The organism is Streptomyces sp. CC53 (assembly GCF_001865245.1).
Classification (GTDB): Bacteria; Actinomycetota; Actinomycetes; order Streptomycetales; family Streptomycetaceae; genus Streptomyces.
Map to the genome: position 1 here is coordinate 6,475 of NZ_MKXB01000071.1, position 15,504 is coordinate 21,978.

10 protein-coding genes are annotated in these 15,504 nt (G+C 75.4%); 3 read left to right on the plus strand and 7 right to left on the minus strand.

From position 1 onward, the window contains the following. On the plus strand, positions 1-2,051 hold a 2,051-nt coding region (locus BJP40_RS06430), incomplete at its 5' end, for a TIM-barrel domain-containing protein (protein ID WP_071279348.1). A gap of 312 nt (positions 2,052-2,363) precedes the next feature. Here BJP40_RS06430 and BJP40_RS06435 read toward each other — a convergent pair. Further along, complete coding sequence (locus tag BJP40_RS06435; protein WP_071279350.1) at positions 2,364-2,891, minus strand: NUDIX domain-containing protein; 528 nt, start codon at positions 2,889-2,891, stop codon at positions 2,364-2,366. Positions 2,892-2,935: 44 nt separating this feature from the next. Between BJP40_RS06435 and BJP40_RS06440 the strand changes: the two genes are divergently transcribed. Further along, positions 2,936-3,769, plus strand: coding sequence for a M15 family metallopeptidase (locus BJP40_RS06440; RefSeq protein ID WP_071279351.1), 834 nt, complete (start codon positions 2,936-2,938; stop codon positions 3,767-3,769). Between the two features lie 15 nt (positions 3,770-3,784). On the opposite strand, the gene BJP40_RS06445 is transcribed toward BJP40_RS06440, so the two are convergent. Genes BJP40_RS06445 through BJP40_RS06460 form a run of 4 tightly spaced genes read right to left on the minus strand, consistent with a single transcriptional unit; the run spans position 3,785 to position 8,430 of the window. Further along, positions 3,785-4,393, minus strand: coding sequence for an ATP/GTP-binding protein (locus BJP40_RS06445; RefSeq protein WP_071270935.1), 609 nt, complete (start codon positions 4,391-4,393; stop codon positions 3,785-3,787). After that, complete coding sequence (locus tag BJP40_RS06450) at positions 4,374-4,808, minus strand: DUF742 domain-containing protein (RefSeq protein ID WP_071279353.1); 435 nt, start codon at positions 4,806-4,808, stop codon at positions 4,374-4,376. The genes BJP40_RS06445 and BJP40_RS06450 overlap by 20 nt, the downstream gene beginning before the upstream one ends. Positions 4,809-4,819: 11 nt before the next feature. Beyond that, complete coding sequence (locus BJP40_RS06455; protein ID WP_071270941.1) at positions 4,820-5,248, minus strand: roadblock/LC7 domain-containing protein; 429 nt, start codon at positions 5,246-5,248, stop codon at positions 4,820-4,822. Next, positions 5,245-8,430 carry a nitrate- and nitrite sensing domain-containing protein gene (locus BJP40_RS06460; protein ID WP_079170967.1) on the minus strand — a complete coding sequence of 1,062 codons (3,186 nt, stop codon included), beginning with the start codon at positions 8,428-8,430 and terminating at the stop codon, positions 5,245-5,247. The genes BJP40_RS06455 and BJP40_RS06460 overlap by 4 nt, the downstream gene beginning before the upstream one ends. Before the next feature lie 385 nt (positions 8,431-8,815). Here BJP40_RS06460 and BJP40_RS06465 point away from each other — a divergent pair, with 385 nt between their 5' ends. Continuing rightward, positions 8,816-9,223, plus strand: a complete 408-nt coding sequence (locus BJP40_RS06465) for a hypothetical protein (RefSeq protein ID WP_079170968.1) — start codon at positions 8,816-8,818, stop codon at positions 9,221-9,223. A 576-nt stretch (positions 9,224-9,799) separates the two neighbouring features. Here the strand turns inward: BJP40_RS06465 and BJP40_RS06470 are convergent. Both BJP40_RS06470 and BJP40_RS06475 read right to left on the minus strand, forming a co-directional pair. After that, complete coding sequence (locus BJP40_RS06470; protein ID WP_071279357.1) at positions 9,800-14,476, minus strand: hypothetical protein; 4,677 nt, start codon at positions 14,474-14,476, stop codon at positions 9,800-9,802. Positions 14,477-14,531: 55 nt separating this feature from the next. After that, complete coding sequence (locus BJP40_RS06475) at positions 14,532-15,446, minus strand: hypothetical protein (RefSeq protein ID WP_071279359.1); 915 nt, start codon at positions 15,444-15,446, stop codon at positions 14,532-14,534. Positions 15,447-15,504: the final 58 nt, after the last annotated feature.

A 15,504-nucleotide genomic window follows, 5' to 3' on the forward strand; every position in this document is an offset into this window, starting at 1 on the left:
GGGCGGTGCTGGAGCCGGACACGGACGGCGGCTGGCGGGTGGTGGCCGAGCGGGTCACGGTGGGGGTGTCGCGGAACGGGGCGGTGGAGGTGTGCACGCCGGGCGGTGTGGTGCTGCGCCGGGAGCTGCCGCCGCGCTGGTGGGAGCCGGAGGACGGGGGGCCCGCGCGGTGGGTGCAGCGTTCGGAGGTGCCGGCGGACGCGCGGTTCTTCGGGCTCGGGGGGCGGGCGTCGGGGCCGCGGCTGCGGGAGGGGACGTACCGGTTGTGGAACACCGACCCGCGGGGGCGGATCGGGCCGGAGACGGACCCGATGTACCTCACGATGCCGGTGCAGTGGGTGGTGGCGGACGGCGGGACGCACCTGGCCTTCTACGACAGCACGTGGGACGGGCAGGTGACGCTGCGGGAGGGCGCCGAGGGTGCGGGGTCGGGGCTGGACCGGCCGGGGGTGAGCGAGGTCCGGATGAGCGGGGGCCCGCTGCGGTGCTGGGTGGTCGTGGGGTCCCCGGCCCGGGTCCTGTACTGCTGGACGCAGTTGACGGGGGCCCCGGCGGTGCCCCCGTCGTGGGCGCTGGGGCCGCAGCACGCGCGGTGGGGGTTCGGCAGCGCCGAGGAGGTGCGCCGGGTGGTGGCGGGCTACCAGGAGCGGGACCTGCCGCTGTCGGTGCTGCACCTGGACATCGACCACTACGACGGGCACCGGGTGTTCACGGTGGACGGGCGGGGCTTCCCGGACCTTCCGGGGCTGGCCGCGGAACTGCGGGAGCGCGGGGTGCGGCTGGTGTCGATCGTGGACCCCGCGGTGAAGGCGGGGCCGGGCGGGGCGGTGTACGAGGCGGGCCGTCGGGTCGGGGAGGGCGGGGCGTACGTGCGGGACGCGCGGGGCAGGGTGGTGCGGGGGGTGGTGTGGCCGGGTGAGTGCGTGTACCCGGACTTCACCGATCCGGCGGTGCGGGAGTGGTGGGGAGGGCTGTACGAGGAGCGGTTGGCGCAGGGCTTCTCGGGTGTGTGGCACGACATGAACGAGCCGGTGTCGTTCGCGCCGTTCGGGGACATGACGCTGCCCCGGTCGGCACGGCACTCCCTGGAGGGGCGGGGCGGGGACCACCGGGAGGCGCACAACGTGTACGGGCTGTCGATGGGGCGCGCCGGGTACGAGGGCCTGGTGCGGCTGCGGCCCGACGAGCGGCCGTTCCTGTTCTCCCGGTCGGGGTGGGTGGGCATGCAGCGGTACGGCGGGACGTGGTCGGGTGACGTGGCGACGCAGTGGCCGGGGCTGCGGGCGTCGCTGGCGCTGGTGCTGGGGCTGGGGTTGTGCGGGGTGCCGTACTCGGGGCCGGATGTGGGCGGTTTCGACGGGCACCCGTCGGCGGAGCTGTATCTGCGGTGGTTCCAGCTGGGGGCGTGGATGCCGTTGTTCCGCACCCATGCGGCGATCGACGCGGGGCGGCGCGAGCCGTGGGAGTTCGGCCCGAAGGTGCTGGAGTACGCGCGGGCGGCGGTGGAGGAGCGGGAGCGGCTGCGGCCGTACTTCGTGACGCTGTCGTGGCTGGCCCGGTCGACGGGGGCGCCGTATGTGCGGCCGCTGTGGTGGAGCGCCCCCGAGGAGCGGGAACTGCGGGACTGCGAGGACGCGTTTCTGCTGGGAGACGCGTTGCTGGTGGCGCCGGTGCTGACGCGGGGGACGGACCGGCGGGCGGTACGGCTGCCGCGCGGCCGGTGGTACGAGACGGTGACGGGGCGGGTGTACGAGGGTCCGGGGCAGGTGCTGGTCGAGGCGCCGCTGTCGCGGATCCCGGTGCTGGCGCGGGCGGGCGCGGTGGTGCCGGTGCGGGGGGAGGACGGCGGCGCGGTGGAGCTGGAGGTGTGGCCGCCGGCTCCGGGTCGGACGGGGGGCGGTGTGGTCGTACGGGACCCCGGTGACGGGTGGGGGCCGGTGGAGGTGGAGCGGTATGTGACGCGGTGGGTGGAGGGTGAGGTCAGGGTGGAGCGGATGACGGACGAGGGGGCTGTGGTGGTGGAGGAGGGCGTGAGGGTGCGGGGCGGTTAGCGGTCCTGTCGGCGGGTGGCTCCGGGCCGCGGCTCGATGTGTCGTGCGGTGGCTCGCTGCCCGGTGGCCCGGGCTGCGGCACCGCTCGGGGAGGGCGCCCTTCGTGGTGCCCTTCGACGAGGGCGGGCCCCTGTGCGCCGCACCCAGCTCTGCGCCGGGCAGGGTGCAGGTCTCTGCGGGGTCCCGTCTTTCCTACGGCCGCGGCGGGGGAACGGCGGGCCCGGCCCGGGGCCGTCGCTGGGGAACGGCGGCCCGGGCGTCGTGGCAGCAGCCGGACGGTGCCGGCGGGGACCGGCGCGGGGAAGGACGGTGTCAGCGGCCTGTCGGAGACGGAGCGGGGGCGTAGGCCCCGGCGAACCACTTGCGGGCCGCCTCCGTGTGGAGGGGGAAGCAGAGGGGCGCGGCGCCGCGCAGGAGGTGGTAGCCGGTCGTCTCCGCGGTGGGCCCGGAGGGCGGGAGGTCGTCGGCCGGCCGTTCCGGCAGCAGGCCGAAGAGGAGCAGGTGGCCGCCGGGCGAGCTCAGGGCGTCGGCGAGACGCACCTCCCCGGCGGCGGCCGCGATGCCGGTCTCCTCGTACAGCTCCCGCACGACGGCGTCCCGCCAGTCCTCGGCGTGGTCGACGAAACCGCCGGGGAGGGCCGTGCCACCCCGTTGGGGCTCGATGCTGCGGGTGACGACGACGAGGCCGGAGCCGTGCCGGTCCGTGACCGGGAGGAGGGCCACGGCGACGGGCAGCGGGTTGCGGTAGGCGACGGCGCCGCAGGCGGGGCAGGTGCGGGGCCAGGCCGCGGCGGCATCGGGGTGGGCGGTACCGCAGTCGACGCAATGGGTGGTCTTCACGGGGGCGACTGTAGCGGCGGGCACACCGTGGTAGGAGGGTGCTCATGACACGACGTGAGGGTGCCGTCGCGGTGGTGGTGCGCGGGGTGGTCGTCGCGCTGGGGGCGGTGCTCGTCGGGGCCGCCGGTGCGGGGGCGCCCATCGCGCGGGCAGGTCCCGAGCGGGTGGCGCCGCCGCTGTTCGTGGCGCTGCGCTCGGTGGACCCCACGGTCCTCCAGGACATGCGGTACGCGACGGAGCACAACTTCGTGGGCCGGCCGGTGGACGGCTACCGGCAGCCGGTGTGCCTCCTCACGCGGCCCGCCGCGCGGGCGCTGCACCGCGCCCAGGCGGCCCTGCTGCCCCGGGGCTACGCGCTGAAGGTGTACGACTGCTACCGGCCGCAGCGGGCCGTGGACCACTTCGTGCGGTGGGCGGAGGACCTCGCGGACGAGCGGACGAAGGCGGAGCACTACCCGCGGGTGGAGAAGGCGCGGCTGTTCGCCGACGGCTACATCGCGGCCAGGTCGGGGCACAGCCGGGGCTCGACCGTCGACGTGACGCTGGTGCGGCTGCCGTACGCGCCCGCCCTGCCGCACGTACCGCCGTACGGACCCGGTGCACCTCCGGCGGACTGCGCGGCACCGGCCGGTCGGCGGTCCACCGACGGATCGGTGGACATGGGGACCGCGTTCGACTGCTTCGACCCGTTGTCCCGCACCGACGACCCGCGGATCCAGGGGGAACCGCGGGCCCACCGGGAGCTGCTGCGGGCCGCGCTCGCCGCACAGGGGTTCGTGAACCTGCCGGAGGAGTGGTGGCACTTCACCCACCGGCCGGAGCCGTTCCCCGACACGTACTTCGACTTCCCGGTGGCCCGCCGGTCGGTGGCGCGGTGACCGGGGCGGTGCGGATCAGGTGACCGGCTCCGCTGCGGGCGGTGCGGTGAACGTGAGGGCGTGCTGGACGAGGGTCACCAGCACCTCCTTCACCGACTCGCGGTCCCGGGCGTCGCACAGGAGGAGCGGTACGTCCTCGTCGAGGTCCAGGGCCGCCCGCACCGAGTCGGGCGGGTAGCGGTCGGCGCCGTCGAAGCAGTTGACGCCGACGAGGAACGGGATGCGGCGCCGCTCGAAGTAGTCGATCGCGGCGAAGGAGTCCCCCAGGCGGCGGGTGTCCGCGAGGACGACCGCGCCCAGCGCCCCCTGCGCGAGCTCGTCCCACAGGAACCAGAACCGGTCCTGGCCGGGGGTTCCGAAAAGGTACAGCACGAGGTCGTCGCGGAGGGTGATCCGACCGAAGTCCATGGCGACCGTGGTCGTGGACTTGGCTTCTACGCCGTCCAGGTCGTCGACGGGCCGGCTCGCCTCCGTCAGGTGCTCCTCCGTGCGCAGCGGCCGTATTTCGCTCACCGCCCCGACGAGGGTGGTCTTGCCCACCCCGAACCCGCCCGCGACCAGGATCTTCAGGGTCACCGGGTCGACCGGCGGCGGACCCATGCGGCTAGAGCGCCCGAAGGCCATTGATCACCTCACGCAGAATGCTCACATCCGGCAGTTCCGCCGGAGGTACGGGACGGGTCACGTGGACGAGTTCCTCGTCGAGGAGGTCGCCGACCAGCACCCGGACGACCCCGACGGGCAGGTCCATGTCGGCGGCGAGTTCGGCGATGGAGCAGGGGCAGTCGACGCACCGCTCGACGATCTCCACGTGCTCGGGGGACAGCTCCCGGTCGCGGCCTGGGTCGTCCACCGCCGGCTCGGGGACGACGACCGCGATCAGGTCGAGACGGTGCCGTGTGCAGCTGCCGGTGCGGCCCCGGGTCATCGTGTACGGGCGCACCAACGGCCCGGCGTCGTCGTCGAACCAGTGGTGGACGTCACCGCGGTGGCGGCCCGGGCCGAGCTGCCCCGGTTGTCCTCCCGCTGCGTCGTTCACGGCATCCCGCCTCACCCGCCGGTGGGCAGTCCGCCGCGGGGGGCGGTGCCGAGGTGCGCACCGACACGCTTGACCATCAGGGTCATCTCGTACGCCACGAGGCCCACGTCGGAGTCGGCGTCGGCGAGCACCGCGAGGCAGCTGCCGTCGCCCGCGGCGGTCACGAACAGGAACGCCTCCTCCAGTTCGACGACCGTCTGCCGGACCTGGCCGGCCTCGAAGTGGCGGCCCACGCCCTTGGCGAGGCTGTGGAAGCCGGAGGCGACGGCCGCCATGTGCTCGCTGTCCTCGCGGCTGAGGTCCTTGGAGGCACCGGTCGGCAGGCCGTCGCTGGAGAGCACCAGGGCCTTGCGGATGGAGCCGACCCTCTCGACGAGTTCGTCGAGGAGCCAGTTGAGCTCGCCCGGTGAGTTGGGTACTGCGGCGTTCGGTGCGGTCATCGACCGTTCCCCTCCGGTGTCGTTCCTGGTCCTTCTTCGCGGCGGGCCCGCTGCCAGCCGCGCTGCATCGCGCTCATGCGGAGGCGTACTTCTTCCGCGTCGCGATCGGTGTCGTGCCCCGTCTCGGGGGTCGGGTGGGCCGGCGCGGCGGGGCGCGGGGTGCCGCCGCGCTCGGCGGGCTGCCTCAGCTGGGGGACGAGGCTCGCCTGGCGGACGCGGCGGGGCAGGCCGCGAAGCGTCAGCGCGGTCTCGTCGGGCTCCGGCTTCCCGTGGCCGGGGGTGTGCTGCGCGGGCCCCGGCCCGGTGTGCGGCGGCTCGGTCGGCGCGGGGCCGCCGTCGGGCGGCGGCATCCGGCTCCCGTCCGGCTCGTCGGCGGCCGGGCGGTCGCCGCGGTCCCTGCGGCTGCGCCGAGTGGGCAGCGGCTTGAGGGCGGCGTGCGGCCCGGGGACAGGGCCCGACCGGCCCGAGGGACGGGACGGCTCCTGCGCCTGCGCCGGCTCGGCGGACTGCCGGGCCCCGTCGTGCCCGTACGGCTCCGCTGCCTGGTCCTGCTCGGCGTACGGGCGCGCTCGGTTCACCTGCGGCTGCGGCTGCTCCGGGGTCGGGCGGGGGCTGTCGGAGGGGCGGGGCGCGTCGGCGGGCTGCGGCACCCGGCCGGGTGTCCGCTCCGCCGTCGTGCGTTCTGCGGGTGCCGGGTGCCGGGCGTCCGACGGGGGCTGGTCCTGGGACCGGAGGGGCTGGAGGATTCCGGAGCGGCCCGGCCGCGACGGCGGCTCGGAGTCCCGCGGCTCGGGGCGCCGCGGGTCCTGACCGGGATCGGGAAGGTCGCTGCGCGACGGGTGCGGAACGTCCAGGCGGCGGCCGTGGCGGGCGATCAGCGTGGGCTGCTTGCGGCGGCGGGGCAGCGGTACGGGGGCCGCCAGGCGGTCCGTACCGGATTCCACGGATCCGGGCCGCGCACCGTTGTCGTCGCGGTGACGCTCGGACTCCCCCGCCGGGCGCAGGGCGGGACGTGACCGGAGGAGGCGGCGTGGCTCACCGCCGGGGTGGTCCTGACCGCGTGCTCCGGGCAGGGGGTCGGCCCACTCGTCGTCCAGTTCACCCAGGAGACCGAGGGGGGCACGCAGTTCGAGCGGTTCGTCGAGTTCGACAGGCCCGTTCAGGACGGCGGCCTCCAGTGCCTGCCTGCGGTCGGAGATCTTCCGGTCGGCATCGTCCCGGCGGTCCTTGCCGAGGCGGTCCTGAGCGGCGCGATCCAGGCGGAATCCCGCGCCCTCGGTCGCCGGTGCGTCGGTGAGGAGTGCCGCGGGGATGAACACGACGGCGGTGGTTCCTCCGTACGGGGAGGGCTGGAGCGAGACGCGGACGTCCTGGCGGCGGGCGAGCCGGCTCACGACGAACAGGCCGAGCCGGTCGGTGTCGGACAGCTCGAACTCGGGCGTCTCGGCCAGCCGGAGGTTGGCGTCGAGCATGTCCTCGGCCGACATGCCGAGGCCCCGGTCGTGGATCTCCAAGGTGAAGCCGTTGGCCACGCGCTCGCCGAGCACCTGGACCGCGGTGTGCGGGGGTGAGAACACGGTGGCGTTCTCCAGGAGTTCGGCGACGAGGTGGGTGAGATCGGCGACCGCGGGCCCGCTGACGCCGATCCGCGGCAGGCGACGCACCTCGATGCGCTCGTAGTCCTCGACCTCGCCCACGGCCGCCCTCACCACGTCCATCAGCTGCACGGGCCGGCGCCACTGGCGTGAGGGCGCGGCCCCCGAGAGGATCACGAGGCCCTCGGCGTGGCGGCGCATGCGGGTGGTGAGGTGGTCGAGGCGGAAGAGGTCGGCGAGCTCCTCGGTGTCCTCGGTGCGGCGTTCCATGGCGTCGAGGAGGGTGAGTTGGCGGTGCAGGAGGACCTGGTTGCGGCGGGCGAGGTTGACGGAGACCTCGGAGATGCCGCGACGCATGTCGGCCTGCTTGACGGCGGCTTCGACGGCGGCGCGCTGGAGGGTGTTGAGGGCCTTGCCGACCTGGCCCATCTCGTTCCTGTCGAACTCCAGGTGCGGGACCTCCGTCTCGACGTCGACGTGTTCACCGGCCGCGAGGCGGCGCATGACGCTGGGCAGCCGCACCCCGGAGACGTCCTGGGCCTCCTTGCGGAGTCTCGTGAGGTCGCGGACCAGACTGCGGCCGATGCGCACGGAGACGACGACGGAGGCGAGGAGGGCGAGGAAGCCGAGGATGCCCGCGACGCCGGCTTGGAGCAGGACGCCGTACGCGGCGGGTTCGACGCGCTTCTGGTAGCGGGCGCCGGCCTCGGTGTTCTCGGCGGCGAGCCCGCTGAGCACGGCGTTCGCGGCCTGCTCCCAGCGCACGGCGTCGACGACTCGCGCGGGGTCGCCCGTGGGACCGGAGGCGACGACCGTCTCCTCGGCCTCGCGCAGGGGCTCGGTCACCGGTTCGCGCCAGAAGAGCTGGAAGACCTCACGCTCGGAGCTCGGCAGGATCTCCAGGTTCACCTCGTACAGCTGCTCGCGGCGTGCGACGAGGTCGGAGAGGAGGCGGACCTCCTCGGCGGTGAGGCGGTTGCTGATGAGGGAGGAGACGATCAGGGCGTCCTCCCGGGCGACCATCTCCCGTGCGCGGGCCAGGCCGACGAGGGCACGGGCCTGCTTGTCCATCTCGACGTCGTCGAGGGTGTGGAGGTGGACGAGGAAGGTGTAGCAGGGGTCGATGAGCCGGTTGTAGAACTCCAGGGCCTGGATGCGGCCGACGGCACGGGTGTCGACGGAGCGGCGCAGGGTCTCCAGTCCGTCGAGCGCCTCCATGAGGGAGGCGAGCCGCCCCGCGGCGGCCTCGTCCATGGTGCCGGTGACCCGGGGGTCGCGGGCGTCGGCGCGGAGGGCGTCCAGGGCACGGTCCGTGGCGGCGCGGTGGCGGCGCAGGGTCTCGTGGGCGTCGGCGGTGCGGGGGTCCGCGAGGTAGATCAGGCTCTGCCTGCGCTCCTGCTGGATGACGCGGACGGTGCCTTCCAGGGGGTGTCCGACCTTTTCCAGCACGTGGCCGACGTCGAGGAGGTGGCCGGCCTCACGGCTGGTCAGGTAGGTCGCGAAGCCCCAGAGGGCGGTGAGGGAGACGAGGGGCACGAGCAGCAGCGCCACGATCTTCCTGCGGATCGACTTCCCGCGAAAGCGCATGGCCCCCCCCAGCTCGCACCCGCCCCCGCCGCTCGTTGGCACGCCCCGGGTGTACACATCGACACATCAGCAAACCTGCGCGAGCCTACTACTGACGCTCAGGCAACCCGAAGGTGCCTGCGCGTCTTTGTGGGACGGGAACCAGGGCGTTGTTCTGGGGTTGTCCCGGTATCCGGGGAGTTGGCGCGGCGCTCTGTGGCGGAGACCACCTGGCCGGATCTCGTCGCTGCGGGGAGAGGTCGGAGGGGTGGTGGCGGCCCTGCGGGAATCTTCCTGTCCGGCCATACGTCTTCTTGTAGGGGGGCGGTGGGATCTGTCGGCGTAAATCCGCTCAAGACGGGCAGCCACCTCCTCCTGAGGAGAGTCCGGTGGGGAGTGAGGCGTGATGAACAGGGGGCGGCGTGAGTTGTGGGTCGAGGAGCCGGTGGGGCGGCGCAGGCTGCCCGACCCGGTCCGCTCGTCGGCGGTACGGGCCGTGCTGGTCATCTCCCTGACGCTGATTCAGGCCATGATGGCCTATCTGCTGACAGTCGCGGGTTCCTGGCTGGCGTTCCCGGTGATGCTGACCGCGGTGGGCAGCACGGTGGCGGCCACGTGGGCGGCCCTGGACGTCTGGGTGACGCGGCAGGTGTGGAACCAGCGGTACGGCGTGGTCTCGGAGCCCAGCAGCACGGCGCGGCACCTGCGCAGGGAGCGCCGCCGCGCGCGGAGGGCCGCACGGGAGGCGGCGCGGATACGGCAACGGCCTCCGCGGAGCGGGCACGCGGGGGCCGGCGAACTGTCGCAGGTGTGAGCCCGGACGCGCCGGGGGCCGCGGCTCGGTCGCGGCCCCGCCCCGTGCACGCCGTGCGCGGCTTCGTTCACGGAAGCCGGGTTCGGGCACAGACCCGGGGAGTGGTCACGGAGGCCGGCCGCAGTGTTGAGTCCGACGTTGCCGGCCATCCGGCGTGTCAGTGGATGCCGAGACCCGCGGGTCACCGTGCGGGCCGGCCGTCAGGGATGCGGTGACTACTCGCCGTGCACATCGGTGTGCCCGGCTGCACGCGACGACCGGGCCCGTCGATGAGCATCCCGAGCAGCGCCGGGTCGGGTGAGGTGCCACGGCCGAGGGGCACGGCTATGCGCAGCTGCTCGGCCCGCTCGGGGTGGTAGCAGCCGAAGAGCTTGGCGGACCGGCGGCGCCCGCAAGGTGGGCACGCGCCCGCCGGGGCGCCTGGCCCCCCGCGCCCGCCGAGGCGTGGGCCCGCGTGCCCGCCGGGCCGCGTCCCCACCTGCGGGGCGGCACCGTCCACCGCCGGGGCGCGGTGCGCGACGGTGAAGCCGCGTCCCCACGCGGGGTGGCGCTGCCCCCCGCCGGGCAGGGGGCGTGTCAGGACGCGGGCCGGGTCGGAGGGTCGGCCGGCGTGCGCCGGAACATGCGCGTCGCGGTGATCTCACCGTGGATCTGCTCCCCCTCCGAGCGGGGCTGCGGGAGGCCCGGGCGGAGGTGCTCCTCGACGCTGATGTACTTCAGCCCCGCGCGTAGGTCGGCGTCGTTGCGCAGCCGGATGACCAGCGGGAACTCGGCGAGCGCGGTGGTGTCGAACAGGCCCGTCGTGTAGAGGAGCTGGACACCGAGCGCGTCGGACACGGCGCGCTGCAGCTCCAGCAGGTACGTGGCGTTCGCGCGGCCGATCGGATTGTCCAGGAACAGGGTGCCGGCGTGCCGGTGCTTGTCGCGGCCGCGGTCGTTGCTGCGGAGGGCGGCCATCGTGCAGTACAGCGCGATCGCGGCCGTCAGCAGCTGGCCGCCGGAGAACACGTCGCCCATCTGGCCGACCGGCACTCGTTCGGCGCGCAGTACGGCGTCCGGCTTGAGGATCTCCACGGCGACGCCCTTGGGCTGGAGGGCCGCGTGGACGCCCCGCAGCAGCAGCGACATGCCGTCGCGGCGCAGGTCGGAGTTCTTCTTGACGGCGGCCCGGGTGGCCTCGTCGATGACCTCGCCGAGCCGTTCGACCAGCGTGGCCTGGTCGGGCTCCTCGAAGCGGATGCGCAGGAACTCCTGCCCGGACCACTCCCCGAGGCCCTCGGGCAGCCGGGAGAGCCGCTGGGCCGAGCGGAGCGTGGTGAGCGCGGACTCGACCAGTCCGCGCAGCCGGTCGACGATCGAATCGCGGTTGCGTTCCAGCTGGGCCAGCTCGTCGGTGAGGACGCGCAGGCGCGGGGCGAACGCCTCGGCCCACTTCGCCGCGTGCTCCGGCAGGGCGGCGGCGGGCAGTTCGCGGATCTGCTGCCGCGCCGGAGTGCGGACCTGCTCGTAGCGGGTGGAGTTGGCGTGCCGTACGAGGACGTCGCAGGCGTCCCGTACGGCGGCCTCCGCGGCGGACAGGTCGGCGGCGCAGCCACGCAGCGAGCGGCGGGCCTCGGCGGCCGCCTTGCGGGCCTCCTCCAGGGAGTCGGGGTACGGCGCGGGCTCCTGCTCGTCGTCGGTGTGCTCGCGCATGAGGTCCCTGAGCAGTGCGGCGAGTTCGTCGAAGCCGCTCGCGGACTCCTCGGCGGTGCGGTGGGAACGCAGCAGCCGGGTGTGGGCGTCGCGGGCGGCCTCCAGGGCGTCGGTGTGCGCGGCGAGTTCGCCGGTGGCGGTGCGCAGCAGGACCTGGGCCTGCTCGGCGTCGGCGGGGGCCAGGTCCTCCGGCAGCTCGGTGTGCGCGTCGCCGTCGGCGGGGGCGAGGCGCTCGGCTTCGCCGCGCAGCCGACCGAGCTTCTCGCTGGCCTCGGAGGCGCGCGACTCCAGGAGCTGCACCAGGGACTCGGCACGGCCGGCGGCGGCCTGGCGGGAGGGGCCGTCGGCGCCGTCGGGGCTCTCCAAGAGCTGGGCGGCACGGGTGCGGACCTTGTTGGTGAGCCGGTCGAGCTCGGCGTGCGCGGCGCTCTCGTCGCTCTCCGCGCGGGCCTGCTCGGCGCGCAGGTCGGCACCGACGCCGACCTTCTCGTACAGCTGGGACGCGGCACGGTAGGCCTCGCGCAGCGCGGGCAGGGAGGGGCGCGGGACGCCGCCGTCGAGGAGGGCGGTGCCGTCGGGCTTCTCCTCGGGGAGGTCCTCGTGGGCACCGGCGATCTCGGAACGCTCGGCGCGCAGGGCGCGGGCGGTGCGGTGGGCGTCGTCGGCGGCCCGCTGGGCGGCGCGGCGGTCCTCGTCGGCGGCCCGGGCCCGCTCCAGGCAGGTCTGGGCGGTGGCCTCCGCCTCGGCGGTCTCGTCGGCGAGTTCCCGCAGGCGGACCTGCCAGGTGGCACGGTCGCGCAGCCGGGAGGCGAGGCCGGCGAGGGCGTCGGCGGCGCGGCGGGCGCGCTGCGCCGCCTCCTGCCGCTCCTCCCGCACCCGGGCGGACTCCGCGGCGGCCTCGTCGGCTTCTGCCCGTGCGATGCGGGCTTCTGCGAGGGCTGCCGCGGCGGCTTCCGCGGCCTGGCGGGCCGTGGCGGCGCCGCCGGCGAGCTCGGCGAGCATGCCGGGCGGGCAGTCGGCGCGCCAGGACCCGATGCGGGCGGCCAGGGCGCGATCGCCCGCGAGGCGGGCGGCGAGGGCGCGGATCTCCTCGTCGCGGGCGGCGGCGCGGGTGCGCAGGGCCTGCCGTTCCTCGTCGGCGGCGTGCTCGTCGTGCATGGCCGGGTTGGGCGGGACGAGGAACACGTCACCGTCGCCGGCGGCCTGCGGGACCGGGGCGAGGAGGGCGGCAGCGGTGCCCACGGCGACGGCGGAGCGCGGCAGCAGGGCGGCTCCGGCCAGCACCTCCCGGGCGCGGGTGTACGAGAGGGGGTCGGTGACGACGACGCCGTCGACGAGCTCGGGGCGCGCGGCGAGGACGGCGGCGTGGTCGGCTGGGTCGACGGACTGGGCGAGGTAGCGCCAGCCGGGCAGGGCGGGGATGCCCTGCTCGCCGAGGAATTCGACGGTGGCGAGCACGTCGGGGCCGGGCGGGAGGAGTCCGCCGTCTCCGAGCGCGCCGAGGATGCGGGAGTCGTCGGCCGCGGCGGTGCGCAGGTCGAAGAGTGTGCGTTCGGCGGTGGAGACCGTCTGGTCGAGCAGTTCGCGCAGTTCGTCGGCGTACTGGTCGAGTTCCTCGGCCGTCAGGGGGCCTTCGGCGGTGCGCGGGGCGGGCTGCGGGGCGGCTCCGGCGGACTCGCCGGTGCTCTGGCGGGGGAAGCGGGGGGTACGGGCCGCGGCCGGCAGGCTGAGGAGCTCCGCGAGCCGTTCTTCGGCTGCGAGCGCCGCGGCAGCGCGCCGTTCTGCCTGGTAGGCGGCCTGGGCGGCGTCCGCGGCGTCGGCGGCGCGGGCGGCGGCGAGTTCGGCGCGGGACTCGTCCGCGGCGGCCTCCCGGGCGCGGTCCGCGGCGAGCCGGGCGGCCTCGCGGGCGGTGTCCCAGGCCGCTACGGCGGTCTTCTCCGCGTCGCTGGCGGCGAGGGCGGCGCGGGCCGGGTCGGCGTCGGGGGCGGTGTCGTCGAACCAGCCGGGCCGTACGGCCTCGGTGGTCTCCTGCTCCACCTCGGCGAGGCGCTGGCGCAGGTGCCCGGCCTCGCTGCGGGTGCGCTGCGCCTCGGTGGCGGCTGCGGTGGCGTCGCGGTGGGCGGCGTCGGCGGCCTCCTGGAGGGCGGCCGAGCGCTCTTCCTCCTCCTCGGCGTGGCGTTCGCCCTCCTCGGCGGCTGCCTGGAGGGCGCGGATCAGGTCGCCCGCGGCTTTCGCGCGGGCCGCCAGGGCGGGTGCGGCGTCCCGTTCGGCCTCGCGGATGGCCGCGGCCACCCGGGTGGAGCGGTCGGCTGCGGCACGGTGGCGCAGGACGACCTCCGTCGCCTGCCAGGCGGCGTGCAGGGTACGGGCGTCGGACAGCTCGCGGCGCTGGGCGGCGGCGTCCTTCTCTGCGGCGGCGAGGGCCAGGGAGGCGTGCCGGTAGGCGAGCTCGGCGGCGATGCGGGAGCTGTGGGCGCGGGCCTGCTCGGCCCCGGTGACGGCGTGGGCGGCGGTGGTGACCTGCTCGGCGAGCTCGGCGGCGCGGCCGCGCTCCTCGGCGGCCCGGGCGGCGAGGCGCCGGGCGAGGGTGCGGGTGCGGCGTTCCGCACCGGCGTGCACGTCCCGGGTGCGGGCGCGGTCAGCGGACGCCTCGACGATCCGGCCGAGGAGGTCGACGGAGCCGGCCGTGAAGTCGCGTTCCGCGGTGAGTTCGGCGCGGCGGCCGAGCTTGCTGCCGAAGCCGCTGACGAGGTCGGCGAGGCCGTCGGTGTCGCGGGTGTCGGTGACGGCCCGCAGCAGCAGGTCGGTGAAGTCGGAGTCCTTCTTGACCGCGAAGAGGCCCGCCGCCTCGCCCTCGTCGGCGTTCATCTCGCGCTGGTAGCGGAAGAGTTCCGGGTCCAGACCGAGGTCGCCGAGGTGCTCGTTCCAGCGGTCGTGGATCTCCTCCCAGTAGACCTCCAGGTGCGGGTACGCCTTGCCCGCGTCGGTGAGGGCGTCGCGGAAGCCCTTCATGGTGCGGCGCCGGCCCTGCGCGCCGGAGGCGCCTTCGGCGGCGGGGCGCACGGCGGTGGACTCGGCGACGGGCAGGCTGTCCAGGCTGAGGCCGGGGCCCGGGCGGAACGAGTACCAGGCTTCGGCGAACTTCCTCGGGTCGTTGGAGACCTGGCGGCCGCGCCACTCGCTCACCTTGCCGACGACGACGAGCTCGCCGGTGAGGGTGTGCTGCCACTCCAGGGCGACGTGGCCGCAGTCGTCGGCGAGGAGGAACTTGCGGAGCACACCGGAGCTGGCGCCGCCGAGCGTGTTGCGGTGGCCGGGCAGCATCACGGAGAAGATCAGCTTCAGGAGGACGGACTTGCCGCCGCCGTTCTCCAGGAACAGCACCCCGGCGGGCGCCGGGCGGCGGGGCGGGCCGACGGGCTCGTCCTCGAAGAACTCCGCCTGGGCGGGGGCGGGGTGGGGCACGGGCGCGCCCACCCCGCGCAGGTCCAGCACGGTGTCGGCATAGCGGGCCCCGGCGGGTCCGATGGAGTAGAGGCGGACCCGGGACAGCTCGTACATGGCGGCGGACTCTCGTGGTGGCGTGCGGGGGCGGTGGTGTTCGGGGGCGGCGGGCTCAGCCGTGGAACGGGAGGCCGGCGTCGGCCACCAGGTCCAGATCGTCACCGTCGGGCGGCGGGACGAGCGTGGCGGAGCCGTCGGAGACGGGAACGACCCCCAGGTCGAGGAGCTCGGCCATGGCGGCGTTCCCGGCCATGTCGCGGACCTGGAGCTGGTAGCGGGCGGTCGTGCGGTACGTGCCGCCCGCCTCGTCGCCGGTGCGCTGCAGGAAACCGGAGTCGGTGAGGAAGGCCATCGCCTTGCCGATGATGCCGGTGGTGGAGCCGGCGAGGCGGCGGGCGTCCTTGGTGGCGCCGGTGGCGCTGCGCCGCGTGTAGACGCGCCAGGCGGCCTCCAGGCCGGGGGCGCCGGTGGCGGGGTCGGTGTTCTCGCCGGACTGCTCGGCGTGTTCTTCGAGGCGCCGGCAGGCCTGCCGCACGAACGCGTCGACGCCGTGCACGGAGACGCGGCCGATGTACGTGTCGTCGGCGAGGTCCTCGGGGCGCGGGAAGGCGAGGGCGGCGACGGCGAGGTGCGCCAGGCCGTGCAGGAAGCGGTCGGCGGAGTCGGTGGAGGCGCGGCGGGCGTAGTCGCCCCTGCGGACGGCGAAGACGGAGTCCTCGTCGGCGGTGACGGCCATGCCGGCGCGCGGGGAGACTTCCAGGACGACGAGCCCGAGGCCGGTGGCGACGGCGTCGGCGAGCCGGGCGAAGGCGGGGTCGTCGCGGTAGCGGCGCAGCAGTTCGGCGTACTCCGCGTCGCGGGCCGGCAGCAGCTTGGGCTGCAGGCCGAAGGAGACCAGGCGGGCCGCGTCGGCGGCGTCCGCCGGGGTGACGGCGGCGGGGGCGGTGCCGGGCGCGGCGGGTTCGGGCGCGCGGGTGTCGGCGTCCGGGTCGCTCCACGCGTCGGGTTCTGCGTGGTGGTCGCTCACGGCGGGGGCTCCTTGGTGCGGTGCGGCGGGGGTGCGGGGTGGGGCTCAGGGGGCGGCG

What these genes read in the sequence shown, in the direction of transcription:
- BJP40_RS06440 (WP_071279351.1), top strand. Translation starts at nt 2,936, where the DNA reads ATGACACGACGTGAGGGTGCCGTCGCGGTGGTGGTGCGCGGGGTGGTC.
- BJP40_RS06445 (WP_071270935.1), bottom strand. Translation starts at nt 4,393, where the DNA reads ATGGCCTTCGGGCGCTCTAGCCGCATGGGTCCGCCGCCGGTCGACCCG.
- BJP40_RS06455 (WP_071270941.1), bottom strand. Translation starts at nt 5,248, where the DNA reads ATGACCGCACCGAACGCCGCAGTACCCAACTCACCGGGCGAGCTCAAC.
- BJP40_RS06460 (WP_079170967.1), bottom strand. Translation starts at nt 8,430, where the DNA reads ATGCGCTTTCGCGGGAAGTCGATCCGCAGGAAGATCGTGGCGCTGCTG.
- BJP40_RS06465 (WP_079170968.1), top strand. Translation starts at nt 8,816, where the DNA reads ATGAACAGGGGGCGGCGTGAGTTGTGGGTCGAGGAGCCGGTGGGGCGG.
- BJP40_RS06470 (WP_071279357.1), bottom strand. Translation starts at nt 14,476, where the DNA reads ATGTACGAGCTGTCCCGGGTCCGCCTCTACTCCATCGGACCCGCCGGG.